Source organism: Polaromonas sp. C04, assembly GCF_002002705.1.
GTDB lineage: Bacteria > Pseudomonadota > Gammaproteobacteria > Burkholderiales > Burkholderiaceae_C > Rhodoferax_A.
Genome location: NZ_MUNS01000022.1, coordinates 152,507 through 170,300, shown reverse-complemented (window position 1 = coordinate 170,300; position 17,794 = coordinate 152,507). Strand labels below are relative to the sequence as shown.

Below are 17,794 nucleotides of genomic sequence, written 5' to 3'. Positions count from 1 at the left end.
GGACAGTATCTGCTCTGAACCCGGCTCTAATCCGGTTTTATGTTGCAGCGCAGCATGAATTGAATTATAGGGTTATCCCGAGCCATTACAAGTAATTTGTGTTGCAGTGCAGCATATTAGGGGCGATTTTCTAGAAACCGGCTAAAAGCCGGCTGGGGCCCGCCGTTTTATCGGCCGGACACCATCGGTGCCCGCTGGCAACGCTGGCAAAATACCCGGCCATGAACCTCGACCGAGAGACCGACCCCGAACCGCTTGAGGCCTACAAGGTGTTTCGCACCCTCGGCACGCGCTGGATGGACAACGATGTGTACGGGCATGTCAACAACGTCGTGTACTACAGCTGGTTCGACACGGTGGTGAACAACTACCTGATCGAGCAGGGCGTGCTCGACATCCAGCATGGCGGCACCATCGGCCTGGTGGTGCAAACCCACTGCAACTACTTCTCGCCGATCGCCTTCCCACAAACGGTGCGCGCCGGCCTGCGCGTGGCGCAGCTGGGCCGGTCCAGCGTGCGCTACGAGATCGGCCTGTTTGCGGACGATGAGGCGACAACCGCGGCCAAGGGATACTTCATCCACGTGTACGTCGATCGGCACACGCGCCGGCCGGTGCCGCTGCCCGGTCCATTGAAAGCCGTTCTGGAGAAACTCATTTGAGCGTCATAAACGAGACGGGCCGCACGGCCACGCCGGCGGGGTTTGTGGACGAGGCCATCGACAGCCGCATGTCGATACGCGCCTTCACGCAACAAGCCGTGCCGCGCGAGACCCTCGCGCACCTGCTGCAGGTGGCGGCGCGCGCGCCCTCGGGCACCAACACCCAGCCCTGGCGCGTGTACGTGCTGCAGGGCGCGAGCCGCGACGCGCTGGTCGACAAGGTCTGCGCCGCGCACGACGCCATCCGCGCGAATCCCGCGCTGGGCGCCGAGTACCGCGAGGAATACGATTACTACCCCGAGAAATGGGTCAGTCCCTACATCGACCGGCGCCGCGAGAACGGCTGGGGCCTGTATGGTTTGCTGGGCATCGCCAGAGGGGAGAAGGACAAGATGCACGCGCAGCACCAGCGCAACTTCCGCTTCTTCGATGCGCCCGTGGGCCTGATGTTCACGATGGAGCGCGTGATGGGCCGCGGCAGCCTGCTGGACTACGGCGCCTTCCTGCAAAACCTCATGGTCGCGGCGCGCGGCCACGGCCTGCACACCTGCCCGCAGGCGGCCTGGAACGGCTTTGCCAAGATCATCCTGCCGCACATTGGCGCGGGCGAGGGCGAGATGCTGGTGTGCGGCATGTCGCTCGGCTACGCCGACGAGACGGCGCCGGTCAACAGCTACCGCACGCCGCGCGTGCCGGCCGCCGAATTCACGACCTGGGTGAAATGACACTCACCCCCAGGCTGCGCGCACTGCGTGTCGCTGCGCCACCCCCCTTGCAGGGGGCAACACCGGCGGCCCGGCGGAGCCGGTTCCGCGGTGTTTCCGGCATCTGGCGGCGCCGGTTTCATGGGGCGCAGGTGGCGCCAAGTGCTGGGGGCCACCGGGATGCCGACGAGCCATGGACACGGGGCCGCATTTGGCGTGACCGTCCGTGATTTTTGTTGCCATCCAGTTCCTCAATGGCCTGAGCTACGCCACCACGCTGTTCCTGATGGCTGCCGGGCTGACGCTGATCTTTGGCGTCACGCGCATCATCAATTTCGCCCACGGCAGCTTCTTCATGTTGGGCGCGCTGCTGGCGGCGCACTGGGTCACCGACTGGTATCCGGCCTGGGGCGAGAGCGCCGCGCTGTATGCGCTGGCTATGCTTTTGGGAGCCGCCTGTGCAGGGCTGGCGGGGGCTGTGGCCGAATTCTTTGTGTTGCGGCGCATGTACGGCGTGCCCGAGCTGTACCAGCTGGTGACCACCTTCGGCCTGGCGCTGGCGATGCATGACGCGATGCGCTGGGGCTTCGGGCCGGACGAGGTGTTCGCGCCGCGCTTTCCCGGACTCAAGGGCTCGGTCGAGCTGCTGGGTCAGTTCTTCCCGGTGTACCAACTCGTCACCATCGCGCTCGGCCCGCTAATCTGGCTGGGTCTGCACGCGCTCTTGCGCTGGAGCCGTTTTGGCCAGCGCCTGCGCGCCGCCACGCAGGACCGCGGCATGCTGGCGGCGCTCGGCGTGAATCCCAAACCGCTGATGTTGGGCGCGGTCGTGCTGGGCTGTGCGCTTGCGGGACTGGGCGGCGCGCTGGCGCTGCCGCGCGAGCCGGCCAATTTGCAGATGGACATGAACGTGATCGTCGAGACCTTTGTCGTCGTCGTCACCGGTGGCCTGGGCAGCATCAGCGGAGCGTTTTTTGCGGCCCTGTTGATCGGGCTGATCCACGCCTTTGGCCTGAGCCTGTTTCCGCAGGCCACGCTGGTGCTGGTGTTCCTCACCATGGCCGTGGTGCTGGCGCTGCGCCCGCTGGGGTTGATGGGGCAGCCGCTTGATGCGGGCCCCAAGGAAATTTCGCAAAAACTCGTGCTGACTCCTGCCAGTTCTTGGGGTACAGCTCTTGTTTTCATAGCGGCCTCGGTGTTTTGCGCGGTAGCCTGGCAGGCCGGCGACTACTGGCGCTCGCTCGCGGCGGATGGTTTGATCCTGCTGATTTTCGGTGTCAGCCTGCAGGCCATGATGGCCCTGGGCGGGCTCGTGAGTTTTGGCCATGCCGCATTTTTTTCGCTGGGTGCCTATGGCGCGGCGCTGGCCTACACAACGTGGGGTGCAACGCTGCCGTTGGCGCTGGCCACAGGCTGCGCTGCGGCCCTCGTCGTGGCGGCCGTGTTTGGCGCCGCCGTGGTGCGCAGCGGCGGCGTGTACTTGGCCATGCTGTCGCTCGCGCTGGCGCAGGTGGTGTGGGCCACGGCCACGCAATGGGTGGGTTTGACCGGCGGCGACAACGGCATCATCGGGCTGAACCTGGTCACGGACGACACGCGCGGGCTGTTTTACGCGCTGCTGGTGCTGCTGGCACTGCTCAGCGTGGGGGCTCTGCGGCGCTTGGGCCGATCGACCTTCGGTGCCGCATTGCAGGCCGTGCGCGATGCGCCGCAGCGCGCCGCGGCCTCGGGCCTGCGAGTGGCGTGGATCAAGTACCGCATCTTTGTCGAGCGCGCGGTGCTGGCCGGCCTGGCGGGGGGCCTGTTTGCGGCGCACAAGGGAGCGGTGTTTCCGTCGAGCGCCAGCGTCTCGACCTCGCTCGACGCGCTGCTGGTCGTGCTGCTGGGCGGCGTGCACCAGTTATGGGGCGCGGCCGTGGGCAGCCTAGTGCTGACCTGGGCCGGCGCCGAACTCGGCCAGGGGTTTGACTATTGGCGCGGTGCGCTCGGCGTGTTTGTGATGCTGATCATGGTCTTGTCCCCGTCGGGTCTGCTCGGGCTGCTCTCAAAATTGAAGCGCCCCGCGCGTGCGCGTGCCCCGGCGCCGGGCCGGAGGGACTGATGCTGCAGGTGCGCCATCTCGTCAAATACTTCGGCGGCGTCAAGGCGGTCGATGGCGTCAGCTTCGAGGTGCGCGCCGGCGAGTGCGTGGCGCTGATCGGCCCCAACGGCGCCGGCAAATCGACCTGCTTTGCCTGCATCGCCGGGCAGCACCGACCGAGCGGCGGCGAGATCCTGTGGGCCGGCCAGCGTATCGACGCCCTGGCGCCCGCGCGGCGCCTGCAGCGTGGCGTGGCGCGCACGTTCCAGGTGGCGCAGACCTTCGAAGCGCTCACGGTGCTACAAAATCTGCAGCTGCTCATGAGCACCGGGCACGGACTGCCGGCCTGGAATGTGCTTGACCGGGTGTCGGTGGAGGCCGCCACCCAATTGCTGGCGCGGGTCGGCCTGCAGCAGCTGGCGCATGCCGACGTGCTGGGTCTGCCGTATGGCGCCAAGAAGCGGCTGGAGCTGGGCATCGCCCTAGCGGGGCTGGGTGAGGGCGCGCCGGCCGATCCGCGGGGACAGGCGCCATCGATCGCACGGCCACGACTGCTGCTACTCGATGAGCCGGCCGCCGGCCTGGCCGAGACCGAGCGGCTGGAACTGATGCAACTGGTCAAGTCGCTCGCGGTTGAGGGTGTCGCCGTGCTCTACACCGAGCACAACATGGACGCCGTGTTCGGCGTGGCCGATCGCGTGCTGGTGCTGATCGAGGGCCAACTCGCGGCGCAGGGCACGCCCGATGAGATCGCGCGCCACCCCGAGGTGCGCAGCCGCTACCTGGGCCATTCTTTTGACGCGGAGATGCCATGAACCTCCATGCCCGGCAGGAGTCAGTCCATGCTTGAGGTGCGCCATCTCAATGTCTGGTACGGCGCCGCGCAGGCGCTGTTCGATGTGTCGCTGCAGGTCGATGTCGGCGAGCTGGTCGTGCTGCAAGGCCTGAACGGCGCCGGAAAATCTACCTTGCTGCAAGCCATAATGGGCCTGAGCCCGCGTGCCACGGGCGCCATCAGCTATCAAAACAAGAGCATCGAGCGCTGGGAGCCGCACCGGCGCGCGCTGGCGGGGCTGGGCTACGTGGCCGAAGACCGGCGCCTGTTCACGGGTCTTACAGTGCACGAAAACCTGCGGCTGGCGGCGCGCGGCGATGTGCCGGCGCGCGAGGCGCAGGCGCTGCAATTGTTTCCGGCGCTGGCCGACATGCTGGATCGCCCGAGCGGGCGCATGAGCGGCGGCGAGCAGCAGATGCTGGCGATTGCCCGCACCCTGATGACCGGCCCGACGCTATTGCTGCTCGATGAGCCCTGCGAGGGCATTGCCCCGTTGCTGGTGGAGGCCATCCGCGACGCACTGCTGCGGCTCAAGCGCGAAGGCGTTACCTTGCTGGTGGCCGAGCAGAACCACATCCTGGCCGCGCATGCGGACCGCACATTGACACTGGCGGCGGGGCAACTGCGCGAACGCTAGGAGTGCGGGTGGCTCAAGCGATATCGAGGTCTACCCTTCTGCCGCCCACACTCCTAGCCTTCGGATAGATGGTTTGGGTGCGTAGTAGTAACAACCATCCTATCAATCCCCGGGTCAGCACCTCCTTTTGCCTTCAAATTCAAGCGCTTACACACGTGACTTCAACGCGATTGGACCAAAGTAAGTGCCATTCGGCTTAGAGACGTCAAACACAGCCGGTCAAAACTACGGTAAGCCGCTTTCGCAAATCAGCAATTCTGGATTCGCTTCCAGGTAGTCGCCCATCTTGACCTGGGTCAATACACTGACCGGACCCAACACCACTACCTTTCAGATGCCTACTATTCAAGTTCAACCCGTCGGCTTTGCACTGGGCGCAAGAGTCACCGGCGTAGACCTCTCCAAGATGCTTACCTCCGACGAAGTACAGCAAATCAAGGCGGCCTGGACGAAACACCTTGTGCTCGTGTTTCCTGGCCAGCAACTCGATCCAGCAACGCTGACTGCATTCACAACGCATTTCGGCGAGCTTGACAACTACGACAGCCAGCCATTCAATCGCCACCCTGAGCATGACCACGTGATGCTGTTATCCAACAAGCCGGTCAACGGCAAGTTGCCTGCAGGTGCATACAACGGTCAGAACTGGCACACCGACCTCTCATACACGGTGCGTCCTGCAAAGGCGACGATGGTGTACTGCATTGAGAAGCCCTCGGTGGGGGGCGACACGATGTTTGCCAACATGTATGCGGCCTACGAGGCCCTATCTCCAAAAATGCGTGAATTCCTGGATGATCTGGAAGCCGTGAACGACGTGAGCCTCATCTCGGCCCGACGGGATCCCGCAATCCTCGAGGCGTTCAAGCGCTTGAATCCTCCGGTTGTACATCCGGCAGTACGCATTCACCCGGAATCGGGCAAGCCCGCGCTCTATGTCAACGACAGGGTCAGGACCTTCGTCGGCATGAGTGATCTTGAGAGCAAGCCGATCATCAAGTTTCTATGTGAGCACTCGGTGCAACCACGTTTTGTGTACCGCCATCGGTGGGAAGTTCGCGACCTCGTCCTTTGGGACAACCGTTGCCTCACGCATCTGGCGGTTGGCGACTATGACCCCAAGGAGATTCGCCACATGATCCGCACGTCGACCATGGGCGACCACTATGGCCGTCTGGAAAATCCGCAGGCGGCAGAAGCTAGCCTGAAAGCTGCGGCAGCAACGAGCCAGGAGGTCGCGGCGGGTGTTTCGGCCTTGCACGACTGAACGACTCCCCAGAAACGGCGCGGCAATAACTCTTCAGACGAAAACCATAAATGAAAAGCACGATGTTTCACCCCACCCGCAGACAATTGCTCATTACAGCCGCTGCCGTAGCAGCATGTCCTGCCTACGCGACGGATCAGCCGATTCGGATCACAGTCGGCTTTCCGCCCGGCGGCACCACTGACGTCATTGCGCGTCTGGTCGCGAACAACCTCGGGCAGAAACTGGGGCGTTCCATGATCGTTGAAAACCGGTCAGGTGCCAGCGGAAACATCGCGGCGCAAACGGTCGCTAATACTGCGCCTGACGGTACAAACCTGCTTTTTGTTCCGAGTAGCCATGCCACAAACGCAAGCCTCTATAAGAAGCTCCCGTTCGACACCGAGAAAGATTTTACGGCGATCGGGATGGTAGCCAGGACACCGTACGTCTTGGTGGTCAATCCACAGCTTCCCGTGAAGTCAGTTTCAGAGCTCATTGCGCTGCTGAAATCGAAACCAGGTCATTTCCAGTACGCGACCGCCGGCCAAGGCACTGGGCAACACCTATCGGCTGAGCTCTTCAAGAAGATGGCGAACGTGGACATGACGCAGATTCCGTACAAAGGAAGTTCAGCGGCCTTCCCGGACCTCATTGCAGGTCGCACGTCCATCATGTTCGACAACGTGGCCCTCATGGTTCCTCACGTTCGCTCCGGTGAACTGCGCGCCTTGGCGATCACCAGCGCCAAGCGTTCGCCCCTGCTTCCGGAAGTCCCGACAGTTGCCGAAACGCTTCCTGGCTATGAGGTCCAGGGCTGGTTCGCGTTGCTTGCTCCTGCGAAAACGCCGCAGTCGCTGATCCGGGAGTACAACGCGGCGCTGAATTCGGTCGTGAACGACGCGGCGTTCACGAGCCGCCTGGCCGATCTCGGCGCTGAGACCATGACAGGAACTCCGGCCGCGGCCAACGAATACATCCAGAAGGAGGTTGCGCGCTGGGGCGCCGTCATTCGTTCGGCCAACATTTCGCTCGATTAGCTTTCGGGCGCGGCGTCGGCGGGCAGCCCGATAATCTTGAATGCTTCCATGATGTGCATTCTCGCGTGCCGCGCGATGTGGCGGATCGCGTCGGTAGCTGGGCGGTGCGACGCGATGCCTAGCGCGATCGTTCGGCTGATCGAGGGATCGACGATACGGGCTGCCTGGAGGCCAGCGCCGAGGCGCTGGCGCGCGGCGTGCCCGGCCATGATGGTGTAGGTCCCGCCCCGAGCTGCGAGCTCGGTTTGAACTGCGAGCGAATTGGTTTCAAGGACGATGGTTAGCGTGACGCCCAGGTGCCGGGCCTCTTTCTCCACATCTGCACGCAGGCTGTTGGGCGCCGAAGCCAAAACGAGCGGAAGCCCCGACAGCTCACTGAATCGAACGGCCGCGCCGGAGGTCAAAGGGTCCCCGCGGGCCCCCACCAAGTAAGTATCGACACTGCCAAGATTGTCCTCATTGTGAAGCTCCGACTTTCCCGCCCTGAACAAAATCGTTATGTCTACCTCGTCATTCGTTCGCCAAGTGTCCAACTGTGCGCTGACGCCTTCCATAATGATCAATTTGACGCCGGGATATTGTTGCAGCGCCGTTCGAAAAAGTTTCGCGGAAACGGCTTGAGCCAGCGATGGAACCAAGCCAATGCGAACGTCTCCGGCAATGACTCCATGCTGCGCCTTGATTTCCTCCCGGAGCCCCTGGTATTCAGCCAGTGTTGCTTGTGCCCGCGGCAACAGGCGCTTGCCCAGATCCGTCAATGTCATTCCCCGGCCCGTGCGATGAAACAGCTTGCCGTTGCAGGTACTTTCCAGAGCCGCGAGCTGGCGGCTGACGATCGACGGGAGCGTGTCGAGCGCCATAGCAGCCTTGCTCAGGTTACCGAGTTGGCTGATGCACACAAAGATCTCGAGTTTCTGGAGGTCCACAGCAATTGAAACAAGTCGGCGTTGCCATTATGCAGTGGGACAGTGTGCACCCTCTTTCAAAGGATTAGAAGTGACATTTCAAGAAATTGGTATGGGACCGAAGGCTTTCGCGAGCGAATCGATGCCGCTCGTGAAGCTTTTCACCGCACGTCTTGGTGAGTTGGGTGTTGTCTGGGATGCCGAAGGAAAAGCCCGTTACGAATCTTCGGCGCGGCACGGGCAAGGACGTGCATGCGCAGTTGTCAGGCCTACCTCTAGTGACGAGCTTTGCTGGGTGGTGGAACATCTCTTGGCTGCCGGCACGCCCTTTGTCGTGCAGGGGGCCGGCACGGGTCTGGTAGCCGGGGCAACCCCTTCCCCAGAGGGAACACAGTGGGTGATTTCCACTCAGAGGATGAAACAAGCCCTTGAGATCGACGTCACCAACCGGACGGCTACAGTATCTGCCGGATATCGACTGTCCGACCTCAATCAAGCAGCAGCCAAACATGGTTTGACCTTTCCGATCGATCTTGGCGCAGATCCGACCATTGGCGGGATGGTCGCTACCAATACGGGAGGAGCTCGACTGATTCGCTATGGCGGTGTGCGGGAAAACCTGCTCGACCTTGGGGCAGTGCTTGCGCGCAAGCCTGCGGAGATCGTCGGGGGGCAGCGGGCGCTGAGAAAGAACAACACAGGTCTGAGCTGGGCGCAACTGCTTTGTGGAACATTTGGCGCCTTCGGAATCATTACGGATGCCACACTGAAGCTCCATCAGCTTCCGCGCCAGACGGCGACAGCATTGATCGCGACTGACTCAGCCTCCGATGCGATCAGCCTTCTTGGATCGTTGGAATCCGAGTTGGGAGAATTTGTCAGCGCATTCGAAGGTATCTCCAGAAACGCATTGTGTGCCGTCCTCGATCATGGCGTGCAGTCGCCATTCCCGGAAGTGCCAATTTATGCCGTGCTGCTCGAATTGACCACAACGATTCCGAGCAGCTATGGCTTTGACCTCGATGCTCAGTTGATGAGGTGGCTCGAGCACCGATTGACTGACGGCCTGGTCAAGGACGCCGCGGTAGGGAAGCCCGAACAACTTTGGCAGATACGTCACAGCATCAGCGAAGCGGTCCAACACCTCGGTCGCATGGTCGCATTTGATGTTGCCGTGCCCCGGTCCCGGTTCGGTGATTTCCGCGACAGATCCATCGAAGTGGTCCGCGAATTGGCCGAAGGCGCGACGGTCTACGACTTCGGGCATCTGGGCGACGGCGGAGTCCATCTTAATTTGATCGTGCCGGGAGACACCTCGGCAGAAAAGGTTCAAGCATTGCGCGATGCGATCTATGCACTGACAGTCGACGAATTTCACGGCAGCTTCAGTGCAGAACATGGAATCGGTCCCTACAACTACCGCTGGTACCGCGGACACACAGAGCTCGCCAAGCTCGATCTTTCAGCAGCTCTTCACCGCTATTTTGACCCCTTCGACCGCCTTGGCAATGTTCGCCTGGGCCAACTATCATGAATCCAACCAAGACACTATCTCCTCCCACGGCCGGCCGCGTACTGGTCGATTCATTGCGACTGCACGGCGTCGATCGCGTGTTCTGCGTACCCGGCGAGAGCTACCTTGAAGTCCTGGATGCCCTTTACGATGTCTCCGATCAGATTCAGCTCGTCGTTGCCAAGCATGAAGGTGGCGCGGCAAACATGGCGGAAGCAGACGGCAAGCTGACGGGGCGACCTGGCATCTGTATGGTGACGCGCGGCCCGGGCGCTACTCAGGCGAGCGTTGGCGTACACACCGCGCAGCAAGATTCCACGCCGATGATTCTGTTCGTTGGCCAGATTGCCACCGACCAGGCGGGCCGGGACGTCTTTCAGGAAGTCGATTACGTGTCGATGTTCGGCAAGCTTGCCAAATGGGTGGTCGAGGTGACCGATGCTTCGCGGATGGCTGAAATCATCGCACGAGCATTTCACACCGCGGTCTCGGGGAGGCCCGGCCCCGTCGTGGTTGCATTGCCTGAAGACGTGCTCGTCACGCCTAGCTCAACTCCCGCCTATCGGTCTACCCGACTGGAGAGTGCGGAGCCCTCTGCCAAATCCATGGCGAAAGTACGGGCGATGCTGGCTGCAGCCAGTCGTCCGCTCCTCATGGTGGGCGGCAGCGGCTGGAGCGACGATGCCACCAAGGATATTGCCAATTTCGCCGCGCGCTGGAACATACCGGTAGCCTGCACATTCCGGCGCCAGGACATCTTCGACAACCGACTGCCGCAATATGCCGGTCACCTCAGCCTCGGGATGAACGTTGCTCTCAGCGACAGGCTCAAGAACGCAGACGTTGTGTTGGCGGTTGGCACCCGAATCACGGATGTGGCCACCGACGGATATTCGCTGCTGAAAGCGCCAAACCCAGATCAGGCGCTGATCCACTTTCACCCGGAGGCGCATGAGATTGGTCGCGTGTACCGGCCGGAACTCGGATTCGAGGCCGACGTTGCCGCTTCCGCCTTATCCTTGGCTGCCCTATCGCCTCCTGAGAACAGGGAGTGGGACGGGTGGACCGCATCTGCGCGTGAGGCATACCTGATTTTCAGCGCCCTACCGGCGCCGGATGCGCAGGCCACCGGCGTCGACCTTGCAAGCGCTATGCGCCATGCGCGTATGGTGCTGCCTTCTGACGCAATAGTCACCAACGGCGCGGGTAACTACTCGGTCTGGTTACATCGGTTCTTTGAGTACCGGCAGCCACGCACCGAGCTTGCGCCGACATGCGGTGCAATGGGATATGGTTTGCCCGCTGCGATCGCGGCGGCGCTACGCAATCCTGAACGGAAGGTGGTCTGTGTCGCTGGAGACGGATGCTTTCTGATGTACCCGCAAGAGCTGGCGACTGCTTCACAGTATGGTGCACGTCTAATCGTACTCGTGGTGAACAACGGGATGTACGGAACCATCCGGATGCACCAGGAAAAGCATTACCCGAAACGCATCAGTGGAACTCAATTGAAGGGTCCCGATTATGTCGCGCTCGCCAAGGCATTCGGCGCTCACGCAGAACGAGTGTCAGAAACCGAGGACTTCGCAGCCGCGTTCAGCCGCGCGAATGCTCATGATGGCCTGGCGCTGATAGAGCTCGTTACGGATCCCAGGCAAATCACGCCAAGCATGCGACTCAATTAAGTATTCGTTCGCTGGCCCCGGGGATCAACCCCCAGAAGAAGTAGTCGCGATTGCGCCCGCGGAAGTGCCGGGCGACGCGAATCCGACCGGTGCTGCGACTCAAGCGCGAAGGCGTTACCTTGCTGGTGGCCGAGCAGAACCACATCCTGGCCGCGCATGCGGACCGCACATTGACACTGGCGGCGGGGCAACTGCGCGAACGCTAGCTGCCGCGCCGCCAGCGCGGGTCACGGAAGGTCCGGCTTACTCGGACTTTTCGAACACGTAGGTGGGGTTGCGCTTTTCCCAGTCCTTGATCTGCTGTTCAGCCACGTCCTTGGTGATGCCCATGCGTTCCTGGATGCGCCCCACCAGCTGATCACGCTTGCCGGCGATGACGTCCAGGTCGCTGTCGGTGAGCTTGCCCCACTGTTCCTTGACCTTGCCCTTGAGTTGTTTCCAGTTACCTTCAATGCGATCGTTGTTCATGCTTTTCTCCTTTGAATGGGTTGATGAAACGCCATGGAATTTGCGGCCTGAGGCGCGCTGCATTGGCGTTCTTCAACTGTAGGGGAGAGCGGGCGCCGGGTCGGTAGGATGGGCCGGTCTATCGCCGTAGGCCGGTGCCTACAGCCGTGCGGCGGGAATCCTCTACACTGTGAAACATCGCCGGTAGATGGCGCGCCGCACAGCCCTTCATGATCATCACCAGCCTTCTCGATACCGACCTGTACAAGTTCACCATGATGCAGGTGGTGCTGCATCAGTTTCCGGGTGCGCAGGTGGAGTACCGCTTCAAGTGCCGTAATGCCGGCATGGCGCTGGCGCCCTATGTGAGCGAGATCCGAGAGGAGATTCGGGGCCTGTGCCAGTTGCACTTCCAGGATGCCGAGCTGGCCTACCTGCGCTCCATGCGCTTCATCAAGAGCGACTTCGTGGATTTTCTCGGGCTGTTCCGGCTCAACGAGAAATACATCACCGTCACCGCGCTGCCGTCGGGCGATATCGACATCACCATCCTGGGGCCGTGGCTGCACACCATCCTGTTCGAGATCCCGGTGCTGGCCATCGTCAACGAGGTGTATTTCCGCAACACGCAGAAAACGCCGGACTTTCCGGAAGGTCGCCGGCGTCTCGACGCCAAGATGGACCTGCTGCAGGGGCCTGGCCTGAGCGAGCTCAAGATTGCCGACTACGGCACGCGCCGGCGCTTTTGCAACACCTGGCACGAAGAGGTGCTGCGCACCTTGAAGAGCCGGCTGGGCACCGGCAACGCGGGCCAGCTCGCGGGCACCAGCAACGTGCTGTATGCCATGAAGCTGGGCATGACGCCACTGGGCACCGTGGCGCACGAATACCTGCAGGCCTGCCAGGCGCTGGGCCCGCGTCTGCGCGACAGCCAGGTGTTCGGCCTGGAGCGCTGGGCCATGGAATACCGCGGCGACCTGGGTATTGCGCTCAGCGACGTGTACGGCTTCGACGCCTTCCTGCGCGACTTCGACATGTATTTCTGCAAGCTGTTCGACGGCGCGCGACACGACAGCGGCGACCCATTCGCCTGGGGCGAACGCCTGATCGAGCACTACAAAAAGAACCGCGTCGATCCGCTCACCAAGACGCTGATCTTCAGCGACAGCCTGACCGTGCCGCGCACCATCGAGCTGTACCAGCAGTTCCGCGGGCGCTGCCAGCTGGCCTTCGGCATCGGCACCAACCTGACCAATGACCTGGGCTACGAGCCGCTGCAGATCGTGATCAAGATGGTGCGCTGCAACGGCCAGCCGGTGGCCAAGCTGTCGGACACACCGTCCAAGAACATGTGCGATGACGTGAAGTACCTGGCCTACCTGCGCCAGGTGTTTGACATCAAGTCGGTTGACTGATTCGTGATGCTCGATGGCAGTCAGCTGTCCGCCGCCTGGGGCATTCCGTTCGCGGGCATCCTGCTGTCGATTGCGCTGTGCCCACTGCTGACACCGGTGTTCTGGCATCACCACTTCGGCAAGGTCGCCGCCGCCTGGTCGCTCGCGTTCCTGCTGCCGTTTGCGGTAATTTATGGCGCCGACGCCGCCGGGGGCAGCATGGTCCATGCGCTGATGGCCGAATACATTCCGTTCATCATTTTGCTGACTGCGCTGTTCACCGTCGCAGGCGGCATCTTCATTCGCGGCAACCTGCATGGCAGCCCGGGGCTGAACACGGCGATATTGGCCATCGGCGCGGTGCTGGCCAGCGTCATGGGCACTACGGGCGCCTCCATGCTGATGATCCGCCCACTGATCCGCGCCAATGACAACCGTGTCCGCACCGCGCATATCGTGGTGTTCTTCATTTTTATTGTGTCCAACGCGGGCGGCTCGCTCACGCCGCTGGGCGATCCGCCCCTGTTTCTCGGGTTTTTGAAGGGTGTGGATTTCTTCTGGACGGTGCGCCACATCTTTGCGGAAACGCTGTTCCTGGTGGGCGCGCTGCTGGTCATTTTTTTCGTGCTCGATCGCTGGCACTACCAGCGCGAAGGTGTGCTGCCGGTCGACCCCACGCCCGACACCCGCCGACTTGGTTTCGATGGCACCATCAATTTCTGGTTGCTTGGTGTGGTGGTCGCGCTGGTGTTGATGAGCGGCTTGTGGAAGCCGGGCATCGGGTTTGACGTGTATGGCACGCCGCTCGAGCTGCCTGGACTGCTGCGCGACGCGGGCCTGATCGTGGTGACGCTCGTCTCCTTGAGAGTCACGCCAGCCAGCGTGCACGCCGACAACCAGTTCTCGTGGGGCCCGATGACCGAGGTGGCCAAGCTGTTCGCGGGCATCTTTTTGACCATCATTCCGGTGATCGCCATGCTGCGCGCCGGCACCAGCGGCGCGTTCGGCGCCGTCGTCTCCGCCGTCACGCGGCCCGATGGGCAGCCCGACCCTGCCATGTATTTCTGGGCCTCGGGCGTGCTGAGTTCGTTTCTGGACAATGCGCCCACCTACCTGGTGTTCTTCAACACGGCCGGCGGCGACGCGCACCTGTTGATGACCCACATGGCCGCCACGCTCGCCGCCATCTCAGCAGGCTCGGTCTTTATGGGTGCCAACAGCTACATTGGCAACGCGCCGAATATGATGGTGAAGGCGATTGCCGAGCAGCGCGGCGTGCGCATGCCCAGCTTCTTTGGCTACATGGCGTGGGCGGGCGCGGTGCTGATTCCCCTGTTCATCGTCATGACTTTTATCTGGTTCCGTTAACTATTCAAACCTTATGAGCAAGCCAAAAATCCTTGTCGCCCGCGCTGTCTTTCCCGAGACCATCGCGCGTCTGCAGCAGCACTTCGACGTCGAGGCCAACCAGGCCGACGAGTCCTGGTCCAAAGCGCAGTTGGCCGGGAAGCTGCGTGACAAGGTGGGCGCCCTGACCACTGGCGGCGACCGCATCGACGCCGAGGTGCTGGCCGTCTGCCCGGACTTGAAAATCTGCGCCAACATGGCGGTGGGCTACAACAATTTCGACGTCGATGCGATGACCGCGCGCGGCGTGCTGGCCACCAACGCGCCCGACGTGCTGACCGAGACCACCGCCGATTTCGGTTTTGCCCTGCTGATGGCCGCCGCGCGGCGCATGACCGAGAGCGAGCACTTCCTGCGCGCCGGCAAATGGAACACCTGGCGCTACGACATGTTTGCCGGTGCCGAGGTGCATGGCGCCACGCTGGGCATCCTGGGTATGGGCCGCATCGGGCAGGGCATCGCCAGACGCGGTGCGCACGGCTTTGGCATGAAGGTGATCTACCACAACCGCTCCCGGTTGGAGCCCGCACTGGAACTCGAATGCAAGGCCCGCTATGTGAGCAAGGAAGAACTGCTCAAAACCGCTGACCACCTGGTGCTGGTGCTGCCGTATTCGCCTGCGTCCCATCACGCCATCGGCGCGGCCGAGCTGGCCCTGATGAAGCCCACCGCCACGCTGACCAATATCGCGCGCGGCGGCATCGTGGACGACGCGGCGCTGGCGCTGGCCCTGCGCGAGCGGCGCATTGCCGCGGCCGGGCTCGACGTGTTCGAGGGTGAGCCGCGCGTGCACCCGGATTTGCTGACCGTGCCCAACGTGGTGCTGACGCCGCACATCGCCAGCGCCACGGTGCCCACACGCCTGGCGATGGCGACCCTGGCGGCCGACAACCTGATCGGCTATCTGACACAAAACAAGCCGCTCACCCCGTTGAATCCAGCGGTGTTAGCTATCAAATAAGCAGCATTCATGACGCATCCGGAATTTTGGCTGCCCGTGCTGCTGGCCCTGGTCAACCTGCTGTTGCTGGTCTGGCTGCTGGTGAGAAAGCCGCCCGACACAGGCCGGGCCGAGCTGCTCGCCACGCTGGGGGCGGCGAACGAGCGGCTCGAACGCGAGCTGCGCCGCGAGATCAGCGAGTCCTCGCGCGGGGGCCGCCAGGAGCTGACGCAAACCTTCGGCACCTTCCAGCAGACGCTGGTGCAGCAAAGTGCCGAGGCGGTGCGCACGCAGAACACCCAGATCGATGCCTTCGGTCAGCAACTGGCGCTGCTGCAAAAAACACTGTCCGACACGTTGAGCACCCAGCTTTCGGGTTTGAGCGAATCCAACGCGCGCCGCCTGGGCGAGGTGCGCGCCACGCTGGAGGCGCAACTGGCCCAGCTGCAGGTGTCCAATGCCGCCAAGCTCGACGAGATGCGCCAGACGGTGGATGAAAAGCTGCAGACCACGCTGGAGGCGCGGCTCGGGCAGAGCTTCAAGCAGGTGGCCGACCGGCTGGAGCAGGTGCACAAGGGGCTGGGCGAGATGCAGACGCTGGCGCAGGGCGTGGGCGACCTCAAACACCTGCTGACCAACGTCAAGACGCGCGGCATCTTTGGCGAGGCGCAACTGGCCTCGCTGCTGGAGCAGGTGTTTGTGCCCGACCAGTATGCGGCGCAGGTGGCGACGCGCCCGGGCAGCAAGAACCCGGTCGACTTTGCCATCAAGCTGCCAGGCCGCGCTGAGGACGGCACGCCGCTGTGGCTGCCGATCGATGCCAAGTTTCCCAACGAGGACTACGAGCGGCTGCTCGACGCGCAGCAGCGCGCCGACGTCCAGGGCGCCGAGGCCGCCGGCAAGGCGCTGGAGCAGCGCATCCGGCTCGAGGCCAAGTCGATCGCCGAGAAATACGTCGAGCCACCCTACACCACGGATTTCGCGATTTTGTTTTTGCCTTCCGAGGGCCTGTACGCGGAGGTGCTGCGGCGTCCCGGCCTGATGGACCTGCTGCAGCGCGAACATCGCGTGACACTGGCCGGTCCGACCACCTTGCTGGCGATGCTGAGCTCGCTGCAGATGGGTTTTCGCACGCTGGCGCTGGAGAAGCGCTCCAGCGAGGTATGGCAGGTGCTGGGCGCGGTGAAGACCGAGTTCGGCAAGTTCGGCGACGTGCTGGCCAAGGTGAAGTCGCAGACCGAAACCGTGCTCAACACCCTGAGCAGCGCCGAGCAGCGCAGCCGGGTCATGGGCAAGGCCCTGCGCAATGTGGAGGCGCTGCCCGAGCTGGAATCCGCCCGGCTCATCCCGCTGGACAAGGACCCGGACGATCATTGATCCGACCCCCCTGCGTGGCCGGCGCGCCGGCCACGGGGACGCCAGCTGTCGCCGACGCTACAGTTCGTAAAACGTCTTGATGGCGTCCCAGGCGTCCTGTGGCTCGTTCACATAGATGAAGAGTTTCAGGTCTTCCGGCGCGATGACGCCCTCTTCAATCAGCAGGTCAAAATCAATCAGCCGCTTCCAGTAGTCCGAGCCAAACAGAAGGATGGGCACCGGCCTGGCCTTGCGTGTCTGCACCAGCGCCAGGGCTTCAAACAGCTCGTCGAGCGTGCCGAAGCCGCCGGGAAAAGCCACCAGCGCCTTGGCACGCATCATGAAATGCATTTTGCGCATTGCAAAATAGTGAAACTTGAAGCTCAGTGAAGGCGAGACGTAGGGATTTGAAGACTGCTCATGAGGCAGTGCAATGTTCAGCCCCACGTTGGGCATGCCGATTTCGTGGGCGCCGCGGTTGGCCGCTTCCATGATGCCGGGTCCGCCGCCAGTGCAGATAAAGAGCTGCTCCCTGAGCGGGCGCGATTTGCTGTAAGCCGCCACCAGGCGCGCAAACCGCCGGGCCTGGTCGTAATAGCGCGAATTGCGCAGATGCTGCTCGGCCAGCGCCAGCGCAGCCGCGTCACCGGTCTTTCGTGCCAGTGCCAGGCTCTCTTGCGCCGTCTCGGGGGCTGGAAAGCGTGCGCTGCCAAACACCACGACGGTGTTTTCAATGCCCTGCGCGTGCTGCTCTATTTCGGGCTTGAGCATCTCGAGCTGGATGCGCAGACCGCGCGTTTCGCGCCGCAACAAGAATTCGGGGTCGGCAAAGGCCACGCGGTAAGCGTCGGCCTGCAGCGGGTTGCCCTGCTCGGAATACGCCTGCAATTCGGCCCAGGCGTCGGCGAGGGTGCGTTCGTTGAGTTTGTGAGGGGGGTTCATG

At 62.7% G+C, this 17,794-nt stretch carries 16 protein-coding genes; 13 read left to right on the top strand and 3 right to left on the bottom strand.

Annotated elements, in window-relative coordinates; all coding sequences use genetic code 11:
* Positions 1–221: 221 nt before the first annotated feature.
* The 7 genes from B0E49_RS04600 (at position 222) to B0E49_RS04565 (ending at position 7,204) form a co-directional block, all read left to right on the top strand.
* A complete protein-coding gene (locus B0E49_RS04600; RefSeq protein WP_077560788.1) occupies positions 222–662 on the top strand; it encodes an acyl-CoA thioesterase in 441 nt (146 codons plus the stop codon).
* A gap of 68 nt (positions 663–730) precedes the next feature.
* Positions 731–1,387, top strand: a complete 657-nt coding sequence (locus tag B0E49_RS04595) for a nitroreductase (RefSeq protein WP_077560875.1) — start codon at positions 731–733, stop codon at positions 1,385–1,387.
* A gap of 265 nt (positions 1,388–1,652) precedes the next feature.
* Positions 1,653–3,467, top strand: a complete 1,815-nt coding sequence (locus B0E49_RS04585; RefSeq protein WP_502688696.1) for an ABC transporter permease — start codon at positions 1,653–1,655, stop codon at positions 3,465–3,467.
* Positions 3,467–4,261 (top strand): ABC transporter ATP-binding protein, encoded by a 795-nt coding sequence (locus tag B0E49_RS04580; RefSeq protein ID WP_077560785.1) that lies wholly within the window; start codon positions 3,467–3,469, stop codon positions 4,259–4,261. The genes B0E49_RS04585 and B0E49_RS04580 overlap by 1 nt, the downstream gene beginning before the upstream one ends.
* Positions 4,262–4,288: 27 nt before the next feature.
* Complete coding sequence (locus B0E49_RS04575; protein ID WP_077560784.1) at positions 4,289–4,918, top strand: ABC transporter ATP-binding protein; 630 nt, start codon at positions 4,289–4,291, stop codon at positions 4,916–4,918.
* Positions 4,919–5,252: 334 nt separating this feature from the next.
* Positions 5,253–6,185 carry a TauD/TfdA dioxygenase family protein gene (locus tag B0E49_RS04570; protein WP_077560874.1) on the top strand — a complete coding sequence of 311 codons (933 nt, stop codon included), beginning with the start codon at positions 5,253–5,255 and terminating at the stop codon, positions 6,183–6,185.
* Positions 6,186–6,235: 50 nt separating this feature from the next.
* The gene (locus B0E49_RS04565; protein ID WP_144264442.1) at positions 6,236–7,204 is read left to right on the top strand and encodes a tripartite tricarboxylate transporter substrate binding protein; all 969 of its coding nucleotides are present in this window, start codon (positions 6,236–6,238) and stop codon (positions 7,202–7,204) included.
* Here the strand turns inward: B0E49_RS04565 and B0E49_RS04560 are convergent.
* Complete coding sequence (locus B0E49_RS04560) at positions 7,201–8,130, bottom strand: LysR substrate-binding domain-containing protein (protein ID WP_077560782.1); 930 nt, start codon at positions 8,128–8,130, stop codon at positions 7,201–7,203. The two genes, B0E49_RS04565 and B0E49_RS04560, sit on opposite strands and share 4 nt — an antisense overlap.
* A 70-nt stretch (positions 8,131–8,200) precedes the next feature.
* Between B0E49_RS04560 and B0E49_RS20020 the strand changes: the two genes are divergently transcribed.
* Positions 8,201–9,643, top strand: a complete 1,443-nt coding sequence (locus tag B0E49_RS20020) for an FAD-binding oxidoreductase (protein ID WP_168174999.1) — start codon at positions 8,201–8,203, stop codon at positions 9,641–9,643.
* The gene (locus B0E49_RS04545) at positions 9,640–11,307 is read left to right on the top strand and encodes a thiamine pyrophosphate-binding protein (protein WP_077560780.1); all 1,668 of its coding nucleotides are present in this window, start codon (positions 9,640–9,642) and stop codon (positions 11,305–11,307) included. The genes B0E49_RS20020 and B0E49_RS04545 overlap by 4 nt, the downstream gene beginning before the upstream one ends.
* Before the next feature lie 243 nt (positions 11,308–11,550).
* On the opposite strand, the gene B0E49_RS04540 is transcribed toward B0E49_RS04545, so the two are convergent.
* Positions 11,551–11,775, bottom strand: coding sequence for a CsbD family protein (locus B0E49_RS04540; protein ID WP_077560779.1), 225 nt, complete (start codon positions 11,773–11,775; stop codon positions 11,551–11,553).
* 209 nt (positions 11,776–11,984) lie between these two features.
* Between B0E49_RS04540 and pncB the strand changes: the two genes are divergently transcribed.
* Genes pncB through B0E49_RS04520 form a run of 4 tightly spaced genes read left to right on the top strand, consistent with a single transcriptional unit; the run spans position 11,985 to position 16,872 of the window.
* On the top strand, positions 11,985–13,169 hold the full coding sequence (gene pncB, locus B0E49_RS04535) for a nicotinate phosphoribosyltransferase (protein WP_077560778.1): 1,185 nt from the start codon (positions 11,985–11,987) through the stop codon (positions 13,167–13,169).
* Positions 13,170–13,175: 6 nt separating this feature from the next.
* The gene (locus tag B0E49_RS04530) at positions 13,176–14,516 is read left to right on the top strand and encodes a sodium:proton antiporter (RefSeq protein WP_077560777.1); all 1,341 of its coding nucleotides are present in this window, start codon (positions 13,176–13,178) and stop codon (positions 14,514–14,516) included.
* A 13-nt stretch (positions 14,517–14,529) separates the two neighbouring features.
* Entirely contained in the window at positions 14,530–15,516 is a 987-nt protein-coding gene (locus B0E49_RS04525) for a 2-hydroxyacid dehydrogenase (protein WP_077560776.1), read from the top strand.
* Between the two features lie 9 nt (positions 15,517–15,525).
* Positions 15,526–16,872 (top strand): DNA recombination protein RmuC, encoded by a 1,347-nt coding sequence (locus B0E49_RS04520; protein WP_077560775.1) that lies wholly within the window; start codon positions 15,526–15,528, stop codon positions 16,870–16,872.
* 57 nt (positions 16,873–16,929) lie between these two features.
* On the opposite strand, the gene B0E49_RS04515 is transcribed toward B0E49_RS04520, so the two are convergent.
* A complete protein-coding gene (locus tag B0E49_RS04515) occupies positions 16,930–17,793 on the bottom strand; it encodes an LOG family protein (RefSeq protein ID WP_077560774.1) in 864 nt (287 codons plus the stop codon).
* Between the last annotated feature and the right edge of the window lies 1 nt (position 17,794).

Coding starts and splice junctions, on each gene's coding strand:
- B0E49_RS04520 (WP_077560775.1), top strand. CDS start 15,526: ATGACGCATCCGGAATTTTGGCTGCCCGTGCTGCTGGCCCTGGTCAAC.
- pncB (WP_077560778.1), top strand. CDS start 11,985: ATGATCATCACCAGCCTTCTCGATACCGACCTGTACAAGTTCACCATG.
- B0E49_RS04565 (WP_144264442.1), top strand. CDS start 6,236: ATGAAAAGCACGATGTTTCACCCCACCCGCAGACAATTGCTCATTACA.
- B0E49_RS04515 (WP_077560774.1), bottom strand. CDS start 17,793: ATGAACCCCCCTCACAAACTCAACGAACGCACCCTCGCCGACGCCTGG.
- B0E49_RS04580 (WP_077560785.1), top strand. CDS start 3,467: ATGCTGCAGGTGCGCCATCTCGTCAAATACTTCGGCGGCGTCAAGGCG.
- B0E49_RS04530 (WP_077560777.1), top strand. CDS start 13,176: ATGCTCGATGGCAGTCAGCTGTCCGCCGCCTGGGGCATTCCGTTCGCG.
- B0E49_RS04595 (WP_077560875.1), top strand. CDS start 731: ATGTCGATACGCGCCTTCACGCAACAAGCCGTGCCGCGCGAGACCCTC.
- B0E49_RS04575 (WP_077560784.1), top strand. CDS start 4,289: ATGCTTGAGGTGCGCCATCTCAATGTCTGGTACGGCGCCGCGCAGGCG.
- B0E49_RS04600 (WP_077560788.1), top strand. CDS start 222: ATGAACCTCGACCGAGAGACCGACCCCGAACCGCTTGAGGCCTACAAG.
- B0E49_RS04585 (WP_502688696.1), top strand. CDS start 1,653: ATGGCTGCCGGGCTGACGCTGATCTTTGGCGTCACGCGCATCATCAAT.
- B0E49_RS04525 (WP_077560776.1), top strand. CDS start 14,530: ATGAGCAAGCCAAAAATCCTTGTCGCCCGCGCTGTCTTTCCCGAGACC.
- B0E49_RS04540 (WP_077560779.1), bottom strand. CDS start 11,775: ATGAACAACGATCGCATTGAAGGTAACTGGAAACAACTCAAGGGCAAG.
- B0E49_RS04570 (WP_077560874.1), top strand. CDS start 5,253: ATGCCTACTATTCAAGTTCAACCCGTCGGCTTTGCACTGGGCGCAAGA.
- B0E49_RS04545 (WP_077560780.1), top strand. CDS start 9,640: ATGAATCCAACCAAGACACTATCTCCTCCCACGGCCGGCCGCGTACTG.